Here is a 17649-nt window from a genome sequence, read left to right as displayed (position 1 = left end):
ACTTCAAGCCCGGCAGTTGCGCCTCGCCCTGCGCAACCAACTCCGCCTCAGATTCAACCAGAAGCGCAAAATGTTTCGCGCGCGCGCGCCATCTTCAGCGCGGCGGGTGAAGAGAAACCCATCAACCCCGCCGATTTCGACTTTGCCCTGGCAGAGGATGCGGCGGCTGTGAAAGCAATACAGCAGACGCGCGGTGGAGCAAATTCCATATCGGGAACGAAACGGAGTTCGCGCCGAATCCTGGGTATGACGATGAAACAGGTCGTCCTACTTGGAGCGCTGGCGTTTGCCTTCGTGTGTATTCTGGCGATATTTGGTTATGTGATCTTTAGCATGTCTTGAGTTTTTCTTGTCCATTTTTTTATCCATCGTCATTCCCGCATACAATGAAGAAAGCCGCCTGCCCGATACGTTGGAGCAGGTTTTTCGATTCATCGAGAAGCAAAATTTTTCCTCCGAGGTGATCGTGGTGGAAAATGGAAGTGTGGATCGCACGTATGAAGTGGCGCGATCGTTCGCAGACGCGCATGAAAATTTTCGCGTGATCCAAACCGAGCGGGGCAAAGGCGCGGCGGTGAAACGCGGGATGCTCGAGGCGCGCGGCGAGTATCGCTTCATGTGCGACGCCGACCTTTCGATGCCGGTGGACGAGATTCTCAAATTCATCCCGCCCGCGTTGACCGATTTCGATATCGCCATCGCCTCGCGCGAGGTGGAAGGCTCGACGCGTTACAACGAGCCGCGCTATCGTCACTTCGGCGGGCGCGGAATCAATTACATCATTCAACTCTTTGCGTTGCCCGGCTTGAACGACACGCAATGCGGCTTCAAATGTTTTCGCGCCGATGTGGTGAACGCGATCTTCCCCTTGCAACGAATGCGCTATTGGTCGTTCGATGTCGAATTACTTTTCATCGCCCGCCGCCTCGGGTATCGCGCGCGAGAAATTCCCATTGATTGGTATTATCATCCCGAAACCAAAGTGAACGCGATGCGCGACGCATTGCGCATGATCGGCGACATTTTTCATATCCGCATCAACGCCTGGCGCGGCAAATATGAAGCGCGTTAAACCGAATCTCAAATTCGAATCGGATCTGTGGGACAGCGGATTGCAATTCATCGCTGGCTTGGACGAAGCCGGGCGCGGCGCATTGGCTGGACCAGTCGCAGTGGGCGCGGTGATCCTGCCGCATGACGACAAACCGCTTCTTTCTCGGACGTTGAGGCTGGTCCGCGATTCCAAGCAGTTGACGCCGCTTCAGCGCGACTCAATCGCGCCGGCGATCAAGGAGATCGCGCTGGCATGGAGCGTGGGATTCGCCGACGCGGAGGAAATCGATTCGCAGGGGATCGTGCGAGCGACTCGTCTCGCCGCCGTCCGCGCGTTGCATCAGTTTTCGATTTCGCCGCAATACCTGTTGACCGATTTTCGACTCGAACTCCCCCAATTGGATATTTCACAAACCAGCATCGTCAAAGGAGACGCGCATTGCCTGAGCATCGCGTGCGCGTCCATCCTTGCGAAGACCGAGCGCGACGCGTTGATGCGCGAACTTGACGAACGTCATCCCGGCTATGGGCTTGCGAAACATAAAGGATACGGCACACAGACTCACCGATCCGCGATGAGGCGGTTGGGGATGTCGGCGATTCATCGGAGAACGTTTCGAGTCAAATAGTACCGCAAAGTTCACTTTGCGTTTATATACCGAAAGAAAACAGACAAATGGCAAGGTGAACCTTGCCGTACGCAATCAAATCCCTTTGCGCATCCTCAAAAAGAATTTTGTGATCTCCTCCGCAATGGCAGGGACGAGCGCGAAGCCGACGACCACAGCCCATTCGCGGACGGAGAGGAAATGTGTGTTGAAGATCGGCTGGAGGAAGGGGACGTTGATGACCAGCAACAACAGCACGATCGAAAGTCCCACCGCGTATTGCATCGAGCGGTTTGAAAAGATGCCGATGCTGAACAGCGAAGCGCGTTCCGAACGGACAGTGTAGGCGCGGAACAACTCGCACAGCGACAGCGTAACGAACGCCATCGTCTCGGCAGATTGCACATCCACGCCGCGCCAATCATGCTGAAGAATGTACGTGATGGGGTTGCCCACCAGCGTCGCGCCCGCTTCGAGATGCCACAACAAACCCATGCCGAACGCGGCAAGCACCGCCACCGTCTGCGCGATGGTCTGCACGATCAAGCCCGCGCGCATCGAGCGGTTGACGATGGGTTCGTCTTTGGCGCGCGGTTTTTGAAGCATGATATCCGGGTCGCCTTTTTCGACGGCGAGGGCGAGGGCTGGGGCGCCGTCGGTGATGAGGTTAAGCCAGAGCAGTTGAATGGCGGTAAGAGGCGCGGGGAGTCCCGCCAGGGTGGCGAGGAAGATGATCATGATCTCGGCGATGTTGGAGGACAAAAGGAAGAACACAAACTTGCGGATGTTCGAGTAGATGACGCGCCCCTGCTCGACCGCGTGAACGATGCTGGCGTAATTGTCGTCGGTCAATACCATGTCGGCGGTTTCTTTCGCCACGTCGGTGCCGGTGATGCCCATTGCCACGCCGATGTCGGCGCGTTTGATGGCGGGCGCGTCGTTCACGCCGTCGCCGGTCATCGCCACGATCTCATTGTTGGCTTGCAGAGCGTCCACGATTCTCAATTTATGTTCGGGAGAGACGCGCGCGAACACGTCCGTTTCTTCGATGATGTCTTTGAGGTCGCGGTCGCTGATGGCATCCAGTTGCGCGCCGGTCATCACTTTTCTGCCGGGTTTCAACAAGCCGATGGTTTCAGCGATCGCTTTTGCCGTGTTGGGATAATCGCCTGTGATCATCACCGTGCGGATGCCGGCTTTGCGAGCCTCTTCCAGCGCGGGTTTCACCTCGGTGCGCGCGGGGTCGATCATGCCCAACAAGCCGACGAAGACGAGATCATGTTCAAGCTCGTTCGTGATGATCTGCGCCGGGTTATCCGGCACATCTTTGACGATGCGATACGCCACGCCCAGCACGCGCAAGGCGTCTTTCGTCATCGCGTCGTTGGCGGCGAGGATGCGGTCGCGCAGGGCGGGACCCAACGGCACAGACTCATCATCCATGTTTTGGTATTGCGTGCAGAGATCGAGCACCACGTCCGGCGCGCCTTTGACGGCGATCACATCCCACGATTTATGGCTTTCATCGGTGAACGGCGAGGGATCGCCCGGTCGCGGCGCGAACACATCATGGATCGTGATCATGCGCTTGCGGTCCGAATCGAACGGCACTTCATTCTCGCGCGGGTACGCCTCGCGGACCTGCATGTGAATCGCGCCGGCTTTCATCGCGGCGACCAGCAATGAACCCTCCGTCGGGTCGCCGACGATGCGATAGGTCTTTTGTTGTTCGTCTTCACCGGTTGTTTCGAGCAAGGCGTCGTTGTTCAACAGACCGATCCATAACGCGGTGAGCGCGGCGGGATATTCCGAAATATTCCTCTTCTTTCCATCCACCATAAAATCGCCGACCGGCGCGTAGCCTGTGCCGGTGATGTTGATGAATTGTCCGTCCACCCACATGCGCGTGACCGTCATTTCGTTTTGCGTGAGCGTGCCGGTTTTATCGGAGCAAATGACCGTGGCGGAACCAAGCGTTTCCACCGAGGACAGTTTACGCACGAGCGCGTGACGCTTGATCATCTCGCGCATCCCCAACGCCAGTGAAATGGTCACCACCGCGGGGAGTCCCTCCGGCACGGCGGCAATCGCAAGGCTGATGGCGATGATGAAGACATCCGTGATCTGTTCGGCGAACTCGTTCAAATACGCGAGCGGGCCGGTAAACAGTTCATTGATATTCGTCTGGTTGATGAGCGCGACAATAAAAACGACCGCAACGAGGAAGAGCGCGGCAATGCTCAACGACTTGCCCAATTGGTCGAGCCGTTTTTGCAGGGGCGTTTCTTCCGCTTCCACGTTCTGGAGCATCGAAGCGATCAACCCCAATTGCGTGCGCATCCCCGTGCTGGTCACCACGCCGCGTCCGCGTCCATACGAGATGAGCGTGCCCATGAACGCGGTGTTCTTGCGATCTCCCAACGGGACGTTTTTCTCAAGCACCGTCGCGGCGTTCTTTTGGACGGGGAGCGATTCGCCGGTCAGTGAAGCCTCTTCCACCCTCAGGTTGACCGCTTCCAACAAGCGGATATCCGCCGGCACGAAGTTTCCCGCTTCCAAAAAAACGATGTCGCCCGGCACCAATTCATACGAAGGGATGGAAACCCGCTTCCCATCGCGGATGATCTGCGCGTCCGGCGCGGCGAGTTTTTTCAACGCCGCCAGCGCTTCCTCCGCGCGCCGCTCTTGGACGATTCCCAACACGGCGTTCAACACCACGATCGCCATGATCGCCGCCGCTTCCACATAATCGCCCAGCAAACCGGAGACCAGCGAGGCGACGATCAACAGGATGACCACAAAATTATTCAGTTGTTCCCACAACATTTGGAAGAAGCTGGGACGCGGCGCCTCTTTCAACTGGTTTGGTCCATACGTTTCGAGCCGCCGTGTTGCCTCTGCCGACGTCAACCCCCGGTCTTCCACTTTCAAGTGACTCAATACCTCTTCGGCTTTTAACGCGTGCCACTCGCTGTTTTGGATCGTGTCGTCGTGTGCCATGAAAATGCTCTCCTGATGATACGCGCTGTGATGCTCCAGAATTAAAACGAGACCATCACACCTATTTTGTGATGGTCTCGCCAAACGTCATGCCTGCACGTTTCGAGTCGCCGATGGCGCGCTGCGCGTCAATGTCATGACGACGACCCGGTGGCGTCAAAGACGCCATGGCTACTCCCCAACCAAGCCAAGTGTATTCGTCTGTTAAGGGGATGTCAAGCAAGTATTTATTTTGCGCCTTCCACTTTTGAAACCCTAAAGCCGTTGATCGCCTTTTGAAAGAACCAGTTGAACGGCGTCAGAAGCCAATCCACCAGTTTGTTGATCCATCCCATTAAGAACGACAGCCAATCGAGGATGAATTGCAATTTCTGGAGGGTGACGCTCCGCGCATACAGCAGAGAAATCAGGATGATCGCAACCGAAATGAAGAAACGGGTCCAATCCGAGATCTCGATCTTCCAGACCTGTTCGAGGATCAATTGAATTCCAATATTGAGGATCAAAATGTATGCGGCGGGCTTGAGCACGGGAAATCGCTGTACGGCAAAACTGAACAACCCTGCCGCGAAGCGCATGGTGAGAATACCGATCCCCACACCAAGCATCACCACCCACAGCTCATCGGAAAGCGAAACTGCGGCGATCACATTGTCAATGCTAAAGACCAAATCCATCAGCTCGACCGTAAGCACCACGCCCCAAAACGACACGCCTCGCATGGCTTCTTGTTTTTCCTCTTCGGTTTCGACGCCGGGTGTGGTATCCCCCAGTTCGTTAAACGCCAGGCGGATCAGATACGCCGCGCCGACGATCCTCACCCATGGGTTTTCGATCAGAAAACTTGTGATGAACAACATTGCGCCGCGCCCCACATACGCGCCTAACAAGCCCACGCGCAGGGCGGCGAGACGCTGGTAACCAAGTATGGGATTCAACCGCTCGCCGATACGAGCCAGCCGGCGGGGCCACGGGATCGGCTTGTCATCGGGCAAGGGCGTTACCATCGCCCCTAACACGGCGGCATTATCAATTGAAAGTATGCCTTCGAGAAAGATCAATTGCAGGACGATCAAAGTAATCGTAGTAATTTCCATAGCGGCTCGAAACGATGAGATGTATTAACCCGGCGCGGGATTTCCATTGGATACAACCCTAAAGCCGGAAAGAGAAACGCCCGCCATTGGATGACGGGCGTTGGTATAATTCAAGTGCCGAAGGAGGGAATCGAACCCTCATTCCCGGAGGGAACACGATTTTGAGTCGTGCGCGTCTGCCTATTCCGCCACTTCGGCTAATTCGTTGCTCCTGCTTTAGCGGGACGAGCGCAAGTATACCACTCATAACCTGTAGAGCAAGATGGCATCTTGCTCCACATAAAGGACAAGATGAAACTCGGAATTATCGGACTGCCTCAATCAGGAAAGACAACCATCTTCAACGCGGTGACGCGCGGCAACGCGCCGACGACCGCCTCGGCGGGACGCTTCGAAGTCCACACCTCGGTAGTGGATGTGCCAGACCCGCGCGTGGACGCGCTCTCGAAGATGTTCAACCCGAAGAAGACGATCTACGCCAAGATGACGTACGCGGATATTGCGGGACTTGAAACTGGGTCCGCCAAAAGCGGCATCTCCGGGCAACTGCTGAATCAACTCGCGCAGATGGACGGCTTTCTGCTCGTCGTCCGCGCGTTTGAAAGCGACTTGGTGATGCACCCCAACGGAAGCGTGGACGCCAAGCGCGATGTGGATTCCATGCTGAGCGAATTGTTGCTCAACGATCTCATCGCCGTCGAACGCAAACTGGAACGATTGGTTGACGAACGCAAAAAAGGCGGCACCGATAAAGCCTTGAACGAAAAACAAACTGTGCTGTTCACTCGCCTGCATGAAGCGTTGAACAACGGCACACCGCTCCGCAAGCTGGAATATTCGCAAGAGGATGTGAAGGAACTTTCATCGTTCGGTTTGCTCTCGCGCAAGCCCGTGTTGGTCGTGTTCAACTTGAGCGAGGGACAGTCCGCGCCTGAAATGCAACTTGATGTCCCTTCGGTGGCGTTGATGGGCAAACTCGAAATGGAGATCGCGCAACTTTCAGCGGAGGATGCCGAGATGTTCATGCAGGAATACGGCATCAAAGAACTCAGCCTCAACAAGATGATCTGGCTATCGTATGATCTGCTCCAAGTGCAATCGTTCTTCACCGTCGGCGAGGACGAGGTCCGCGCGTGGGAGACGAAGCGCGGCGCGACGGCGCAAGAGTCGGCGGGCGAGATCCACACCGATCTGGCGAAGGGTTTCGTTCGGGCGGAGGTGGTGGCGTACGACGACCTCATCAGCCTCGGGGGGATGAATGAAGCGAAGTCGAAGGGGAAGTTGAGACTCGAAGGGAAGGAATATCCCGTGAAAGATGGGGATATCGTGCACATCAGGTCGAGTTTGTAAACGATATGTCATTGCGAGGGCGTCCTGAGCGGAGCGTAGCGAAGTCGAAGGATGCCCGAAGCAATCTCCTCAGCGTAGAGAAGAGTGCTTCTCAAAAACTCGCAATGATGCTACTAGAGCATCTACGAAAACATTCGAGTTTATGGTAAAAACAAAAAAGTTTATTGCGAGGAGATTGCTTCTCGAAGACTCGCAACGACATAAATCAAGGAGAATAATTCATGGCATACAAGATCAAAAAATGGAATCTGGACGAACTCTTCACGGGCTTCGATAGCCCCGAACTGAACGCCGCGTTCGACAACGTGGAAGAACAAGTCACGTCGTTCGAGGGCGTGCGCAACAAACTCAATCCCGAAATTGACCCCGAAACATTTCTCGAAGTAGTGCGCGCCTCCGAAGCGACATCGAAGATCGTGAATCGAATCTATGCGTTTGCGGGACTGTCATTTGCAGAAGACACACAAAACCAAAACGCGCAAAGCCTGATGGGACGCGTGCAACAATTTGTTGCCGAGATGCAGAACCGCATACTCTTTTTCAATCTGTGGTGGAAAGACGTGGACGAGGCGAACGCCGAACGCTTGATGAACGCATCAGGCGCGTATCGTTATTATCTCGAAGAGATGCGCCACTTCAAACCGCACACATTGACTGAGCCAGAAGAGAAGGTTGTCAACCTCAAAGATGTGACAGGCTCGAACGCGCTGATCAACTTGTATGACGCGATCACGAATCGATACGTCTTCAAGTTGAGGGTGAACGGCAAGGTTCAAGAATTGACTCGCGCGCAACTGCAACCGTTCATTCAGGGTGGCGACCCCAAAATGCGCGCGGCGGCGTATCAAGAAATGTATCGCGTCTATGGCGAGGATGGTCCGATCCTTGGGCAGATGTACCAGACTCGCGCGCGCGACTGGCATAATGAAAACATCAACATGCGCAAGTTCAAGAGCGCGATGTCGGTGCGGAATTTGGCGAACGATGTGCCTGATGAAGCGGTGAACGCGTTGCTCGAGGTCACGAAGAAGAACGCGAAAGTCTTCCAGCGCTATTTCAAGATGAAGGCGAAACATCTCGGCGTGGGTAAACTTCGCCGTTACGATATTTATGCGCCCGTTGCCAAGTCGGACAAGGCATTCGATTTCAATGCCGCCGCGAACATGGTCATCGAATCGTTCGGCGCGTTCGACCCGAAGATCGGCGAACTCGCCAAGCGCGTCTTCGACAAAGACCATCTCGATAGCGAGGTCCGCAAGGGCAAGCAGGGAGGCGCGTTCTGCGCTTCGATCAACCCCGAAGACACGCCATTCGTGCTGATGAATTACACGGGACGCGCGCGCGACGTGGCGACTCTCGCTCACGAGTTGGGGCACGCCATCCACGCGATGCTCGCCTCGCATCACACTACGTTTACCTTCCACTCGTCTCTTCCGCTGGCTGAAACCGCCTCCACCTTCGGCGAGATGATGCTCACCGAAAAATTGCTCTCGGAGGAAAAAGACGAATCGGTCCGACGGGATATCTTGTTCAAGCAAATGGACGACGCTTTTGCCACCATCCTGCGTCAGATCTATTTCGCCCTCTTCGAACGCGAAGCGCATGAGATGGCGCAGAAGAACGCCTCGGTGGACGAACTCTCCGCCGCGTATTTGGCGAACCTCAAAGAACAGTTCGGCGATGCGGTTGAGGTGAGCGACGATTTCAAATGGGAATGGGTTTCGATTCCACACATCTATCACACCCCGTTCTATGTGTATGCGTATGCGTTCGGTCAACTGCTGGTGTTCGCGCTCTACGAACAATACAAAGCGGAAGGTGAATCGTTCAAGCCGAAGTATCTCAAGATCCTGTCCGCTGGCGGATCGGAAGCCCCTGCAAAGATCCTGGGCGACGCGGGTGTGAACATCCGTGATCCAAAATTCTGGCAGGGCGGCTTCGATGTGCTGAGCCGCATGGTGGACGAGTTGGAGAAACTGCCAGTGGAGAAAAAATCAAAGGCAAAGAAGGCAACTGTCAAAAAGAAAGTTGCGAAAACAAAGACTGTAAAGAAGAAGTCGAAGAAGTAAATCCACATTAAACGATGGATGGGCAGGTTTTTTGTGAATTACCTGCCCATCCATTTTTTTTTATTAGCGTCCTGATCTTGCTGCGGTTGCCTAGCCGATCAGCGCGGCGAAAATTGTTTTTCGCTCCTTGAGATAGTCTTCCCTATTCCCCAGCGGACGATATACCCAATCACAAAACTCGCTACCAGCGCAGAGAGAATGCCTGGAATGATGCCAAAGCGTTGGGCAGCATAATGATTCGCGTACATTCCCGCCATTCCGCCCAGCAACATGGCAAGCGCAAGGGTGAAAATCAAAACCAGAATCTCTTTGACGATTTCGAGGCTTGGGCTTTCACTTTGCTTGTGTTTCTTGATAATGGATGAAATAGATATGACAAGGCTGAAACAGACGAAGAGAACGACTAACAATGGTATAGCAAACGCGAATTTCCATAACGAGATGGCAAATACACAGAGAAATAAAATTGGTAGCAAGCGTCTTTTCGAGAAGTTTTTCATAGATGCATAATCACTTTCTTATGCGGTTTGCTGGACTAGATAGGATTACCTTACTTGTTGTTGCCAAGAAAAAAGAAAAAGTGTGGCTGGGGAATCAAAAGTTTCGCTTAAGAATAGTAATAATTGTTCGCCATCAGGAGATATCTTCCAAGGATTTCCAAGCCCAAAAGGCGTACTCAACCGGTACCTTTCAATACCAACGACTGAAATAAGGTCGTCAACACTAAGTACTATTTCTTGTTGTTTGGTAGCAGGGTCAATCCTCTCCAACCACCAATAATGATTTTCTATTGGTGCGTCTTCGTCAATTTTAGATAATGGATCGAATGTCCAATAATAAATCCACTTATCATCAAAAGACCACATAGGAGCAACAGCAGGTCGATCATTAAAAATTAAATTTAAGTTAGTCAATTCGGTATTGATTTTTCTTTCATTTAGTTCAGCAGGCACTACCCAAAGACCAGATGCCGAGAAAGCTAGACTTGGGTTGCTGTGAGCAATAGCGATTTGTTCAGTCGGAATATATTCACCGCTTGGCAATGTAAAGTTGAGAAACTGGAAGCTTCTTTCAATCAGGTCTGCAATAAAGTAAACTCCTGTAATACCATAATTGAATTGGCATGATCCTATAGCCAAAGTTTCATCATAAAACCATGAACTGGCATTAGAAAGCCCGATGCCACAATCATACCAATTTGCAGGTTGACCCAACAATGGGGATGTTTCTTGCAAATCATTTGTCGCTACCCAAATTTCCGATGGATCAAAGTAGTGATGAGGGAGAGGCGTTGGTCTCAAATACCCAATTGGTAGTCGGGTGTAAATTGCTTTTGCTTTACTAGGAGAAACAGTCATGGATAACAGTTCTACTCTGTTTTGCGCCATGGAACTAACGAAGTCGTTGGCAAATAAACCGTACGGATTATCAATTTGCCGACCCAGTTTATTTTGTGAGTCATAGGAATACCAATTGATTTCTGCAGGTTTGTTTACTAGGTTTAGGTTGTATAAAGTTGGATCTCCAATTCCATAATATATTCGACCATCGAGAAGCCAGCCCATATCTACTACAGTATCTGTAAAAGAATTACCAACAGTATTTTCATGTAACACCAAAATCTGTGAAGTAATCTCTAAGAAAGGCGAACTGGTACTAGATTGGGAGACGGAATTCTGGTTTGTAGGCGTGAATGTAGGTTTTGCTTGTTGGCTATTGCCTAGATTTTGACATGAAAGCAAGAAGATAATTATGCTACATAGCAAAATCGGCTTGAAGTAAATATTCATAGTTGTTACCTGAAGAACTTTTATGGCTGGATAGGTACGTTTCTATAGTATCCAAGACTCAACGGATCATCACCTGGAAGATAGTAGTCATTTGCGAATAATACAATCCATTGGTTTTGTAAATCTTGAGTGAAGAAGGTTAATGGGTTGATAACAAAAGAGCTCTTCATGCCATTAGCATCCGGTACGGGCCGAATCTCGTAATGCAAATGTGCATCCCCGCCGGTAGCTATTCCTGAACTGCCGATAACTTGGCCTGGTTTTATAACATCACCAATATTAACTTGACGATCTGAGATGTGCCCATATATGAAATCAAACCCCTCAGCTCTTACTACTATGTAATCGTCTATTTTGAGATAGGCATACTGTTTTTTAGTGCCGTTATCTACGATCGTGCCATACGTATTGCCGTTCCATACAAGCGGAGTTCCAAAGGGAACACCCCAGTCCAGTCCAGAATGGAGACCAGTTGTATGTTTATAAAATTCATATTTATGATCCCGAGCAAATTCCGTATTTCCAAAGCCCCACCAAGATGATAGTAAGGTTGGATTCGAGTGTTCGAAAGGTAGGCGTGTGATTTGCACAGTTTCACCTGCGCCAGGGTATTTAGCATATTTGGCTGCAAAATTGGCACAAACTGGGGTTTCATCACTTAAATAATCACTAGCAATCCAACCATTAATACCATTGTACGTCACTTGTTGCCACACTTTCCCATCCGCTTCTTTCTTTTGGGTATCAATCTTGACTTCAGTGCCGCATAGCAACTCTATATAACTGTCTTTCAAACTAGGACCCGATCTAAACCTGACATTGTTATCGGTAATATAACCTAATGGAAAGATCGTAGGTGTTGGAGTAGGTGTCAATGTAAAAGTCGGCATGGCTGTAGGCGTGGAAGTCGGTGTCGCCTGAGCAGTTTGTGTGAGTTGAGCTATGAAAGTTTTTGCCGCCTGAGTCTGAATAGCGCTGACATCTGGAGTGGGTGTTGGTTGCTTAATAACAAATAGATTATTCCACCAATTCGTAACTCCTTGCCAAAAGGTACTCCACTTGGATGGGGGCGGATCGTTGTCCCAGGCAAGCGCAGCGCTGACTTTTGGCTCACCTTCCTTTTCTTTCTGCTTGGGGGGCTTGGTGGCGGCATAGTACGCGGTGAGACCCGCCTGCAACTCTTCGGCTTTCTGCTTCTCCTCTGCCGCTTTTTGTTGCGCTTGCCAACGGGCTTCCTCTTCCTTCTCAAAGCGCGTCATCTTGTCCGCCATGCGTTCGTTTTGCGCGTCTCGCCTCGTCTTCTCCGCTTCCAAATTGGACACATATGCCTCGGCATTAAAGACGCCATTCCTAGTCGCATCCTTGATCGCCTTGCTTCTGGTTGCCGCATCCATTTCCTTGCCATGCTTCGCTTGATATTCCCGGTTCGCCTCATAGACCGCCGCGCCGTTGGCGTCCCATATCTTTTGCAATTCTTTGCGCTGTTGGGCGAGTTCCTTCTCCTGGCGGGTCATCGGTGGATATTCATCTCGACTGGCGTGGGCTTTGACTTGCTCTCTCTGAAGCGAGGCTTCGCCGACTTGGGCTTGTTCCTGCTGTTGACGTTTTTTGCGTTCTTCCAAAGCAGTGGCAGTTGCCCAGCCAATCAATGCGGCGGCTGTTGCTCCCCACAATACATTGGTTGATGTTGTAGTGGAAGTGGAGGCTGTTCCAGAGGAAAGTGTCAGCGATTGAACGCTTGAAGAATTCGTTGGAGTTGTCGACCCGCCAAAGCTTGTACTGGGCGAAGTCGAAGGATCAGGATTCGATATTGTTGGAGATAAATTGTCAGAATCAAACAAATCTGCAGGCGGAGTAGGAATTTCTGTAGACGATTGACTGGGCGAAAGCAAACTGAACAAAGAGGGAACAATGACTCTTCCCAATCCAATACGTTCATTGCCCGCAACATCGGTTACCTTGACCCATACCAGATATTCACCAGGCGGGGCAACCGTTCCATCCTTGAACTTCCCATTCCATATGATCTCCCCTTTGAACTTGTTCCCTGAAACCGTCTCGTTCCACGCAACTTTAGCAAACTTCTCACCTTCATCTTCGATGACAACCCGCAGCGCAGACAGCCCACTGCCATCATCCTGCACTTTGTAGGTAATCGTGTCATTTACCTCCCATTCAGCGGGCAGATCAATGGCTGGGGCAATCGTGTCCACATAAAACTCTTGCGCGGAGGTTTCCGTTTCATTTCCTGCGTTGTCCACTGCTTTGAACTGAACCGTGTGATAGCCATCCGCGAACGAGACGGGAGAGTTATAAGCCTGATAACCCCCGCCATCTAAACTGGCTTCCAGTGAACCAACTCCAGAAGTTGCATCGTTGGCAGTCGCTGAGACTTGCATCCCCGAACTATACCACCCATTGCTTCCTATTGTTCCATTTACGGATACATCAACCGTTGGGGTGGTCGTATCCACAGAAATAATCGTTGAAGAAGAGGAGATGTTCCCTGCGTTATCTTCTGCTTGAACAAGGACATTGTATACACCTTCATTGAGGGTAGTGGAAGGAATCCACGCTCCATTGTCGACTGAAAGGAAGACACTTGATAAGCCAGAAGTTGAGTCAGAGCCTGTTGCTGTGAGAGAAGTTGGAGAAACATACCAGCCGTTTGACCCGCTTGTTGTGGTGATGTTCAAACCTAATGTCGGAAGAACCGTATCCACCTTCGCAGAGAAAGTTCCCATGCTCGAACTATCGCCCCATGAGGATAAAGCCCAAAAGGTGAAATCGTTATTCCCTTCGTTCAAGGATACACTGCAATTGTCTCCTGAACAGGCAAAAGTTTGTCCATTCAACGAGCCTTCGACGGCGAGGATGCTGTATCCTGACAGGGGTTCTGTTCCATTCAAGGATAGTTCGGAAGTAGTGTTGCACCAGCCATTGTTGAGATTACATCCTTGCAACGCAGAAGCAATTGTAGCTTCGGGATGGGTGGTGGTAACAGTTTGAAGTATTTCTTCTTTGCCCCATTGTGTGCGACCATCGCTGAATGGTCCGCACTCACCATCGTAGTTGTCAACTCCCTGCCATGGTTTGCCTTCGTTGGAGCACGACCAATCGTCCACTTTCTTGTACTTCCACAGGTCTTTGGAAGCCACATATTGGCATTCATACAAAACCACTTTGCACACGCTGGTCGTTTCAGTAACCGTGCGATTCGGTCCGAGATAGTCTGCTAGAACAGGTGTGGCGAGAGCGAGTATGAAAATGAAAAGAACAAAGAAGAATGGTTTTCGTTCCCTGGCACCGCCCGCCAGGGCAGGTGTGACGCGAATGTAATTTGACTTGCCGTGCATGGTTTCCCTCTTGAATGAGTGAAATGGATTTAAGCGCGACGGCATTCTACTGGTAAATCTTGACTTTGGAATTTACACCCTTGTTATATCTGTTTTCAATCAGGAAAGGTTGGGAGATGTGTTTTGAAAGTTACGGTTAAAAAATTGACGACCCTTTCAGGTCGTCAATTTTTATTTTACGCCTCGTAATCTGCGGCGTCTGCGCTGCGTCTAGGCAGGCGGCATAATTTGCCAAGCAAATCGAACTGTCGCCTGAACCTTCGTAAATACTGATAATACAAGGATTAAAAGGACAGCCGCAAGGTTGTCCTTTTTGATTCATCACTTTACAAGCGACCGCAACGCTTCTGCAAGGTATGCCTATGAATAAAATGACTGGATTGTTAGGTTCTGGCAAAGCCCCTGTAAACTACCGTGGGACGGGTAAATGATAAATTATATCCATGCGTTTGCTTTATCTTTTTTTATTTCAGTTTTGGAGAGTTTCTTATCATGAAGCATTTGTCTTTTTATTGGCGCGGGCTGATCTCGGTCTCGCTCGCGCTCCTGTTCGTGGCGATCCCCGCGCAACAGGCAGTCCTCGCAATCTGTTCGCCCTCCGCAACCTCAGGCAATAACACCATCACCTGCGATGGCGCCGATGACACGGTGGATGCCCTCGCAGGCAACGATACCGTCAACGGCGGAGGCGGGAACGACTCGCTGGTCGGCGGCGCGGGCAACGACACCCTCACCGGCGGCGCAGGAAACGATTCTCTCGCCGGGGGAACTGGCAACGACACCTACGCCTTCGACACCGATTCAGCCCTCGGAACTGATGCCGTCACCGAAGCCTCAGGTGGCGGGACGGATCGGCTCACCTTCTCCGGCTCTAACAACGATGTGACCGTCAACCTCGCCACGACGGGCAACCAAACCGTCAATTCCAACTTGACGCTTAACCTCACTTCGACACAAGTTGAAAATGTCACCGGTGGGAATGGAAACGACGCCATCACCGGCAACACATTGAACAATTCCCTCTCCAGCGGAAATGGAAACGATACACTGACCGGCGATGCTGGGAATGACACTCTAGCGGGTGGCAACGGGAATGACACTCTCTCCGGCGGCGCGGGCAACGATTCTCTGACAGGCAATGCCGGAAACGATTCGCTCACTGGGGATTCCGGCAACGATACATATGCTTTCAACACCAACACCGCGCTGGGAACGGATACGGTCACCGAAGCCTCGGGCGGCGGGACAGACACGCTTAATTTCACCGGCTCCAACAACGCCGTGACGGTTAATCTGGCGACCACGGGCAATCAAACCGTCAACTCCAACCTGACGCTCAACCTCACTTCGGCGCAAGTTGAAAATGTCACCGGCGGAAACAACGGCGACACCATCACCGGCAACACCTTGAACAACACCCTCTCCGGCGGGAATGGAAACGATACGTTGAACGGCGCCTCAGGAAATGACGCGCTGACCGGCGGCGCGGGCAATGATACGCTCATCGGAGGAACTGGTAACGATTCCTTCGCCTTCGACACTGATTCCGCCCTCGGCACAGATACGGTCAGCGAATCAACGGGCGGCGGGACGGATCGTCTCAACTTCGCCGGCTCAAACAATGACTTAACCGTCAACCTGGAAACGACCGGCAATCAGACCGTCAATTCAAACCTGACGCTCAACCTCACTGCCGCTCAAGTTGAAAATATCACCTCAGGTAATGGCAACGACACCTTGACCGGTAACGCCCTCAATAATGCGCTTTCGGGAGGCACTGGGAACGACACCATGACCGGCGGCGCAGGCAACGACACGCTCATAGGCGGCACAGGCAACGACACCTATGCTTTCAACACCAATACATCTCTCGGCGCCGACACGCTCACTGAAGCCGTCGGCGGCGGGACAGATTTACTCACGTTTACCGGTTCCACCAACGATATGGCGGTAAATCTCGCATTGACCGGCAATCAGACGGTCAACTCCAACCTGACGCTTAACATGACTTCCGCGCAAGTTGAAAATGTCACCGGCGGGAATGGCAACGATACGTTGACCGGCAACAACTCGAACAACACGCTCACCGGCGGAGACGGAAACGATACCCTCGATGGCGGCGCGGGCAACGATACGCTCACAGGCGGCGATGGGAATGACACGCTCAAGACCGGGTCCGGAGTGGACACGCTTGATGCCGGAGCGGGCGACGATGAGATCGTCGTCACAGGGACCAATGAAGCCGGCGATACCGCTGACGGGGGCGCGGGCGTCAACGTGTTCAAGTTTAGTGTGGGCGCCACCGGCATCCTGAGCCTGACCTCCAACGGTGAAGACACCCTCGATTTCAGCCTGTTTGGAAACTCCGTTACCATTGACTTGAGCAATTCCAGCCAACAAGATGTGGGCGGCGGTTTGTTGCTCACGCTCAACGGTTGGTTCAAGAACGTAATCGGCTCCGGCTCGGACGATCAGATCACCGGGAACGATGTGGATAACAACCTCGACGGCGGTAACGGCAACGACACTCTCAATGGCGGGAACGGAAACGACGCATTGAACGGCAACGCCGGCGACGATCAACTCGATGGCGGAGCGGGAACCGATTCCCTCGACGGAGGAGCAGATTTTGACACCGTGCAAAATTACAACGCCGAAGATTCGCATACCAACATCGAAAGCGGACTCCCCACACCTGCGCCAGAAGAGCAGAACACCGAGAAATCATCCAACACAACGGACAAGGGAAATTCTTCTGAAATACTCTTGATCGAATGGGGACAAGAGTTTACCCTGCCCTGCGCCTCGAACGTTGTTGACGCTGTCACGAGAGACGGACATTGGCTCCGCTTTACGGGATTATGCGGATATTCCGTCCTGCTCAATCCCGTAGATGTTTCTCAATTGCAAAACGGAGTTGATAGCCTCGGCACACCCCTCGGAGGCGTTTCCGTCACCTTGTTGCAACAGGGCAAGATCGTGAATGAACTTCCCTTTGGAAGCAAAGTGGAACTCACCTTTGAAATTCCCGCTGGCTTTGATGGCAATGCTTCGTACACGGTAGAGGTTCCTTCTACCAGCGACGCAGAATGGACCATGATCCCATTGGTTTTGGTTGATGATACCCATGCTCGTATCACCCTGCAATCTACTGGCACATATGCATGGTTTTCCCGCTGAGTCGAAGGCGAAGAAATAAAGAAAACCATTGAACCGCGAAGAGCGCAAGGCGCCCTAAGAAATCTTGGCTCTCCCGTAATTAACGGGAAAGAGCCTTAACACGAAGGACACCAAGTACACAAAGGGGGGAAAGAGCCTTGATTTCA

General features: G+C 52.1%; 11 protein-coding genes and 1 tRNA gene. 6 read left to right on the top strand and 6 right to left on the bottom strand.

Going from position 1 to position 17649, the window contains the following annotated elements; genetic code table 11:
* The 3 genes from AC16KF_RS02255 to AC16KF_RS02245 form a co-directional block, all read left to right on the top strand.
* Positions 1–342, top strand: a 342-nt coding sequence (locus AC16KF_RS02255) for a hypothetical protein (protein ID WP_484035661.1), incomplete at its 5' end; no start/stop codon positions are given.
* 7 nt (positions 343–349) lie between these two features.
* Complete coding sequence (locus AC16KF_RS02250; RefSeq protein ID WP_484035660.1) at positions 350–1072, top strand: dolichyl-phosphate beta-glucosyltransferase; 723 nt, start codon at positions 350–352, stop codon at positions 1070–1072.
* Positions 1059–1682, top strand: a complete 624-nt coding sequence (locus tag AC16KF_RS02245) for a ribonuclease HII (RefSeq protein ID WP_484035659.1) — start codon at positions 1059–1061, stop codon at positions 1680–1682. The genes AC16KF_RS02250 and AC16KF_RS02245 overlap by 14 nt, the downstream gene beginning before the upstream one ends.
* 75 nt (positions 1683–1757) lie before the next feature.
* Here the strand turns inward: AC16KF_RS02245 and AC16KF_RS02240 are convergent, their stop codons facing one another.
* The 3 genes from AC16KF_RS02240 to AC16KF_RS02230 form a co-directional block, all read right to left on the bottom strand.
* On the bottom strand, positions 1758–4661 hold the full coding sequence (locus AC16KF_RS02240) for a cation-translocating P-type ATPase (RefSeq protein WP_484035658.1): 2904 nt from the start codon (positions 4659–4661) through the stop codon (positions 1758–1760).
* 227 nt (positions 4662–4888) lie between these two features.
* Positions 4889–5758: a TerC family protein gene (locus tag AC16KF_RS02235; RefSeq protein WP_484035657.1), complete on the bottom strand. Its 870-nt coding sequence runs from the start codon at positions 5756–5758 to the stop codon at positions 4889–4891.
* Between the two features lie 115 nt (positions 5759–5873).
* A tRNA-Leu gene (locus tag AC16KF_RS02230) sits at positions 5874–5956 on the bottom strand.
* A gap of 93 nt (positions 5957–6049) precedes the next feature.
* On the opposite strand from AC16KF_RS02230, the gene ychF reads away from it, so the two are divergent.
* Positions 6050–7108, top strand: a complete 1059-nt coding sequence (gene ychF, locus AC16KF_RS02225; protein ID WP_484035656.1) for a redox-regulated ATPase YchF — start codon at positions 6050–6052, stop codon at positions 7106–7108.
* A gap of 221 nt (positions 7109–7329) precedes the next feature.
* The gene (locus tag AC16KF_RS02220) at positions 7330–9177 is read left to right on the top strand and encodes a M3 family oligoendopeptidase (protein WP_484035655.1); all 1848 of its coding nucleotides are present in this window, start codon (positions 7330–7332) and stop codon (positions 9175–9177) included.
* A gap of 98 nt (positions 9178–9275) precedes the next feature.
* Here AC16KF_RS02220 and AC16KF_RS02215 read toward each other — a convergent pair whose 3' ends face one another.
* From AC16KF_RS02215 to AC16KF_RS02205, 3 genes are read right to left on the bottom strand one after another with little or no spacing between them, the layout of a single operon-like run.
* Positions 9276–9677: a hypothetical protein gene (locus tag AC16KF_RS02215; protein WP_484035654.1), complete on the bottom strand. Its 402-nt coding sequence runs from the start codon at positions 9675–9677 to the stop codon at positions 9276–9278.
* 45 nt (positions 9678–9722) lie between these two features.
* Positions 9723–10967, bottom strand: coding sequence for a hypothetical protein (locus tag AC16KF_RS02210; protein ID WP_484035653.1), 1245 nt, complete (start codon positions 10965–10967; stop codon positions 9723–9725).
* Between the two features lie 20 nt (positions 10968–10987).
* A complete protein-coding gene (locus tag AC16KF_RS02205) occupies positions 10988–14323 on the bottom strand; it encodes an OmpL47-type beta-barrel domain-containing protein (protein ID WP_484035652.1) in 3336 nt (1111 codons plus the stop codon).
* Between the two features lie 492 nt (positions 14324–14815).
* On the opposite strand from AC16KF_RS02205, the gene AC16KF_RS02200 reads away from it, so the two are divergent.
* Positions 14816–17503, top strand: coding sequence for a beta strand repeat-containing protein (locus tag AC16KF_RS02200; RefSeq protein ID WP_484035651.1), 2688 nt, complete (start codon positions 14816–14818; stop codon positions 17501–17503).
* Positions 17504–17649: the final 146 nt, after the last annotated feature.

The sequence above is a fragment of the Candidatus Defluviilinea gracilis genome, from assembly GCF_057138825.1.
Note: the sequence above shows the minus strand (reverse complement) of the source record. Positions and strands in the feature narration are given on the sequence as shown.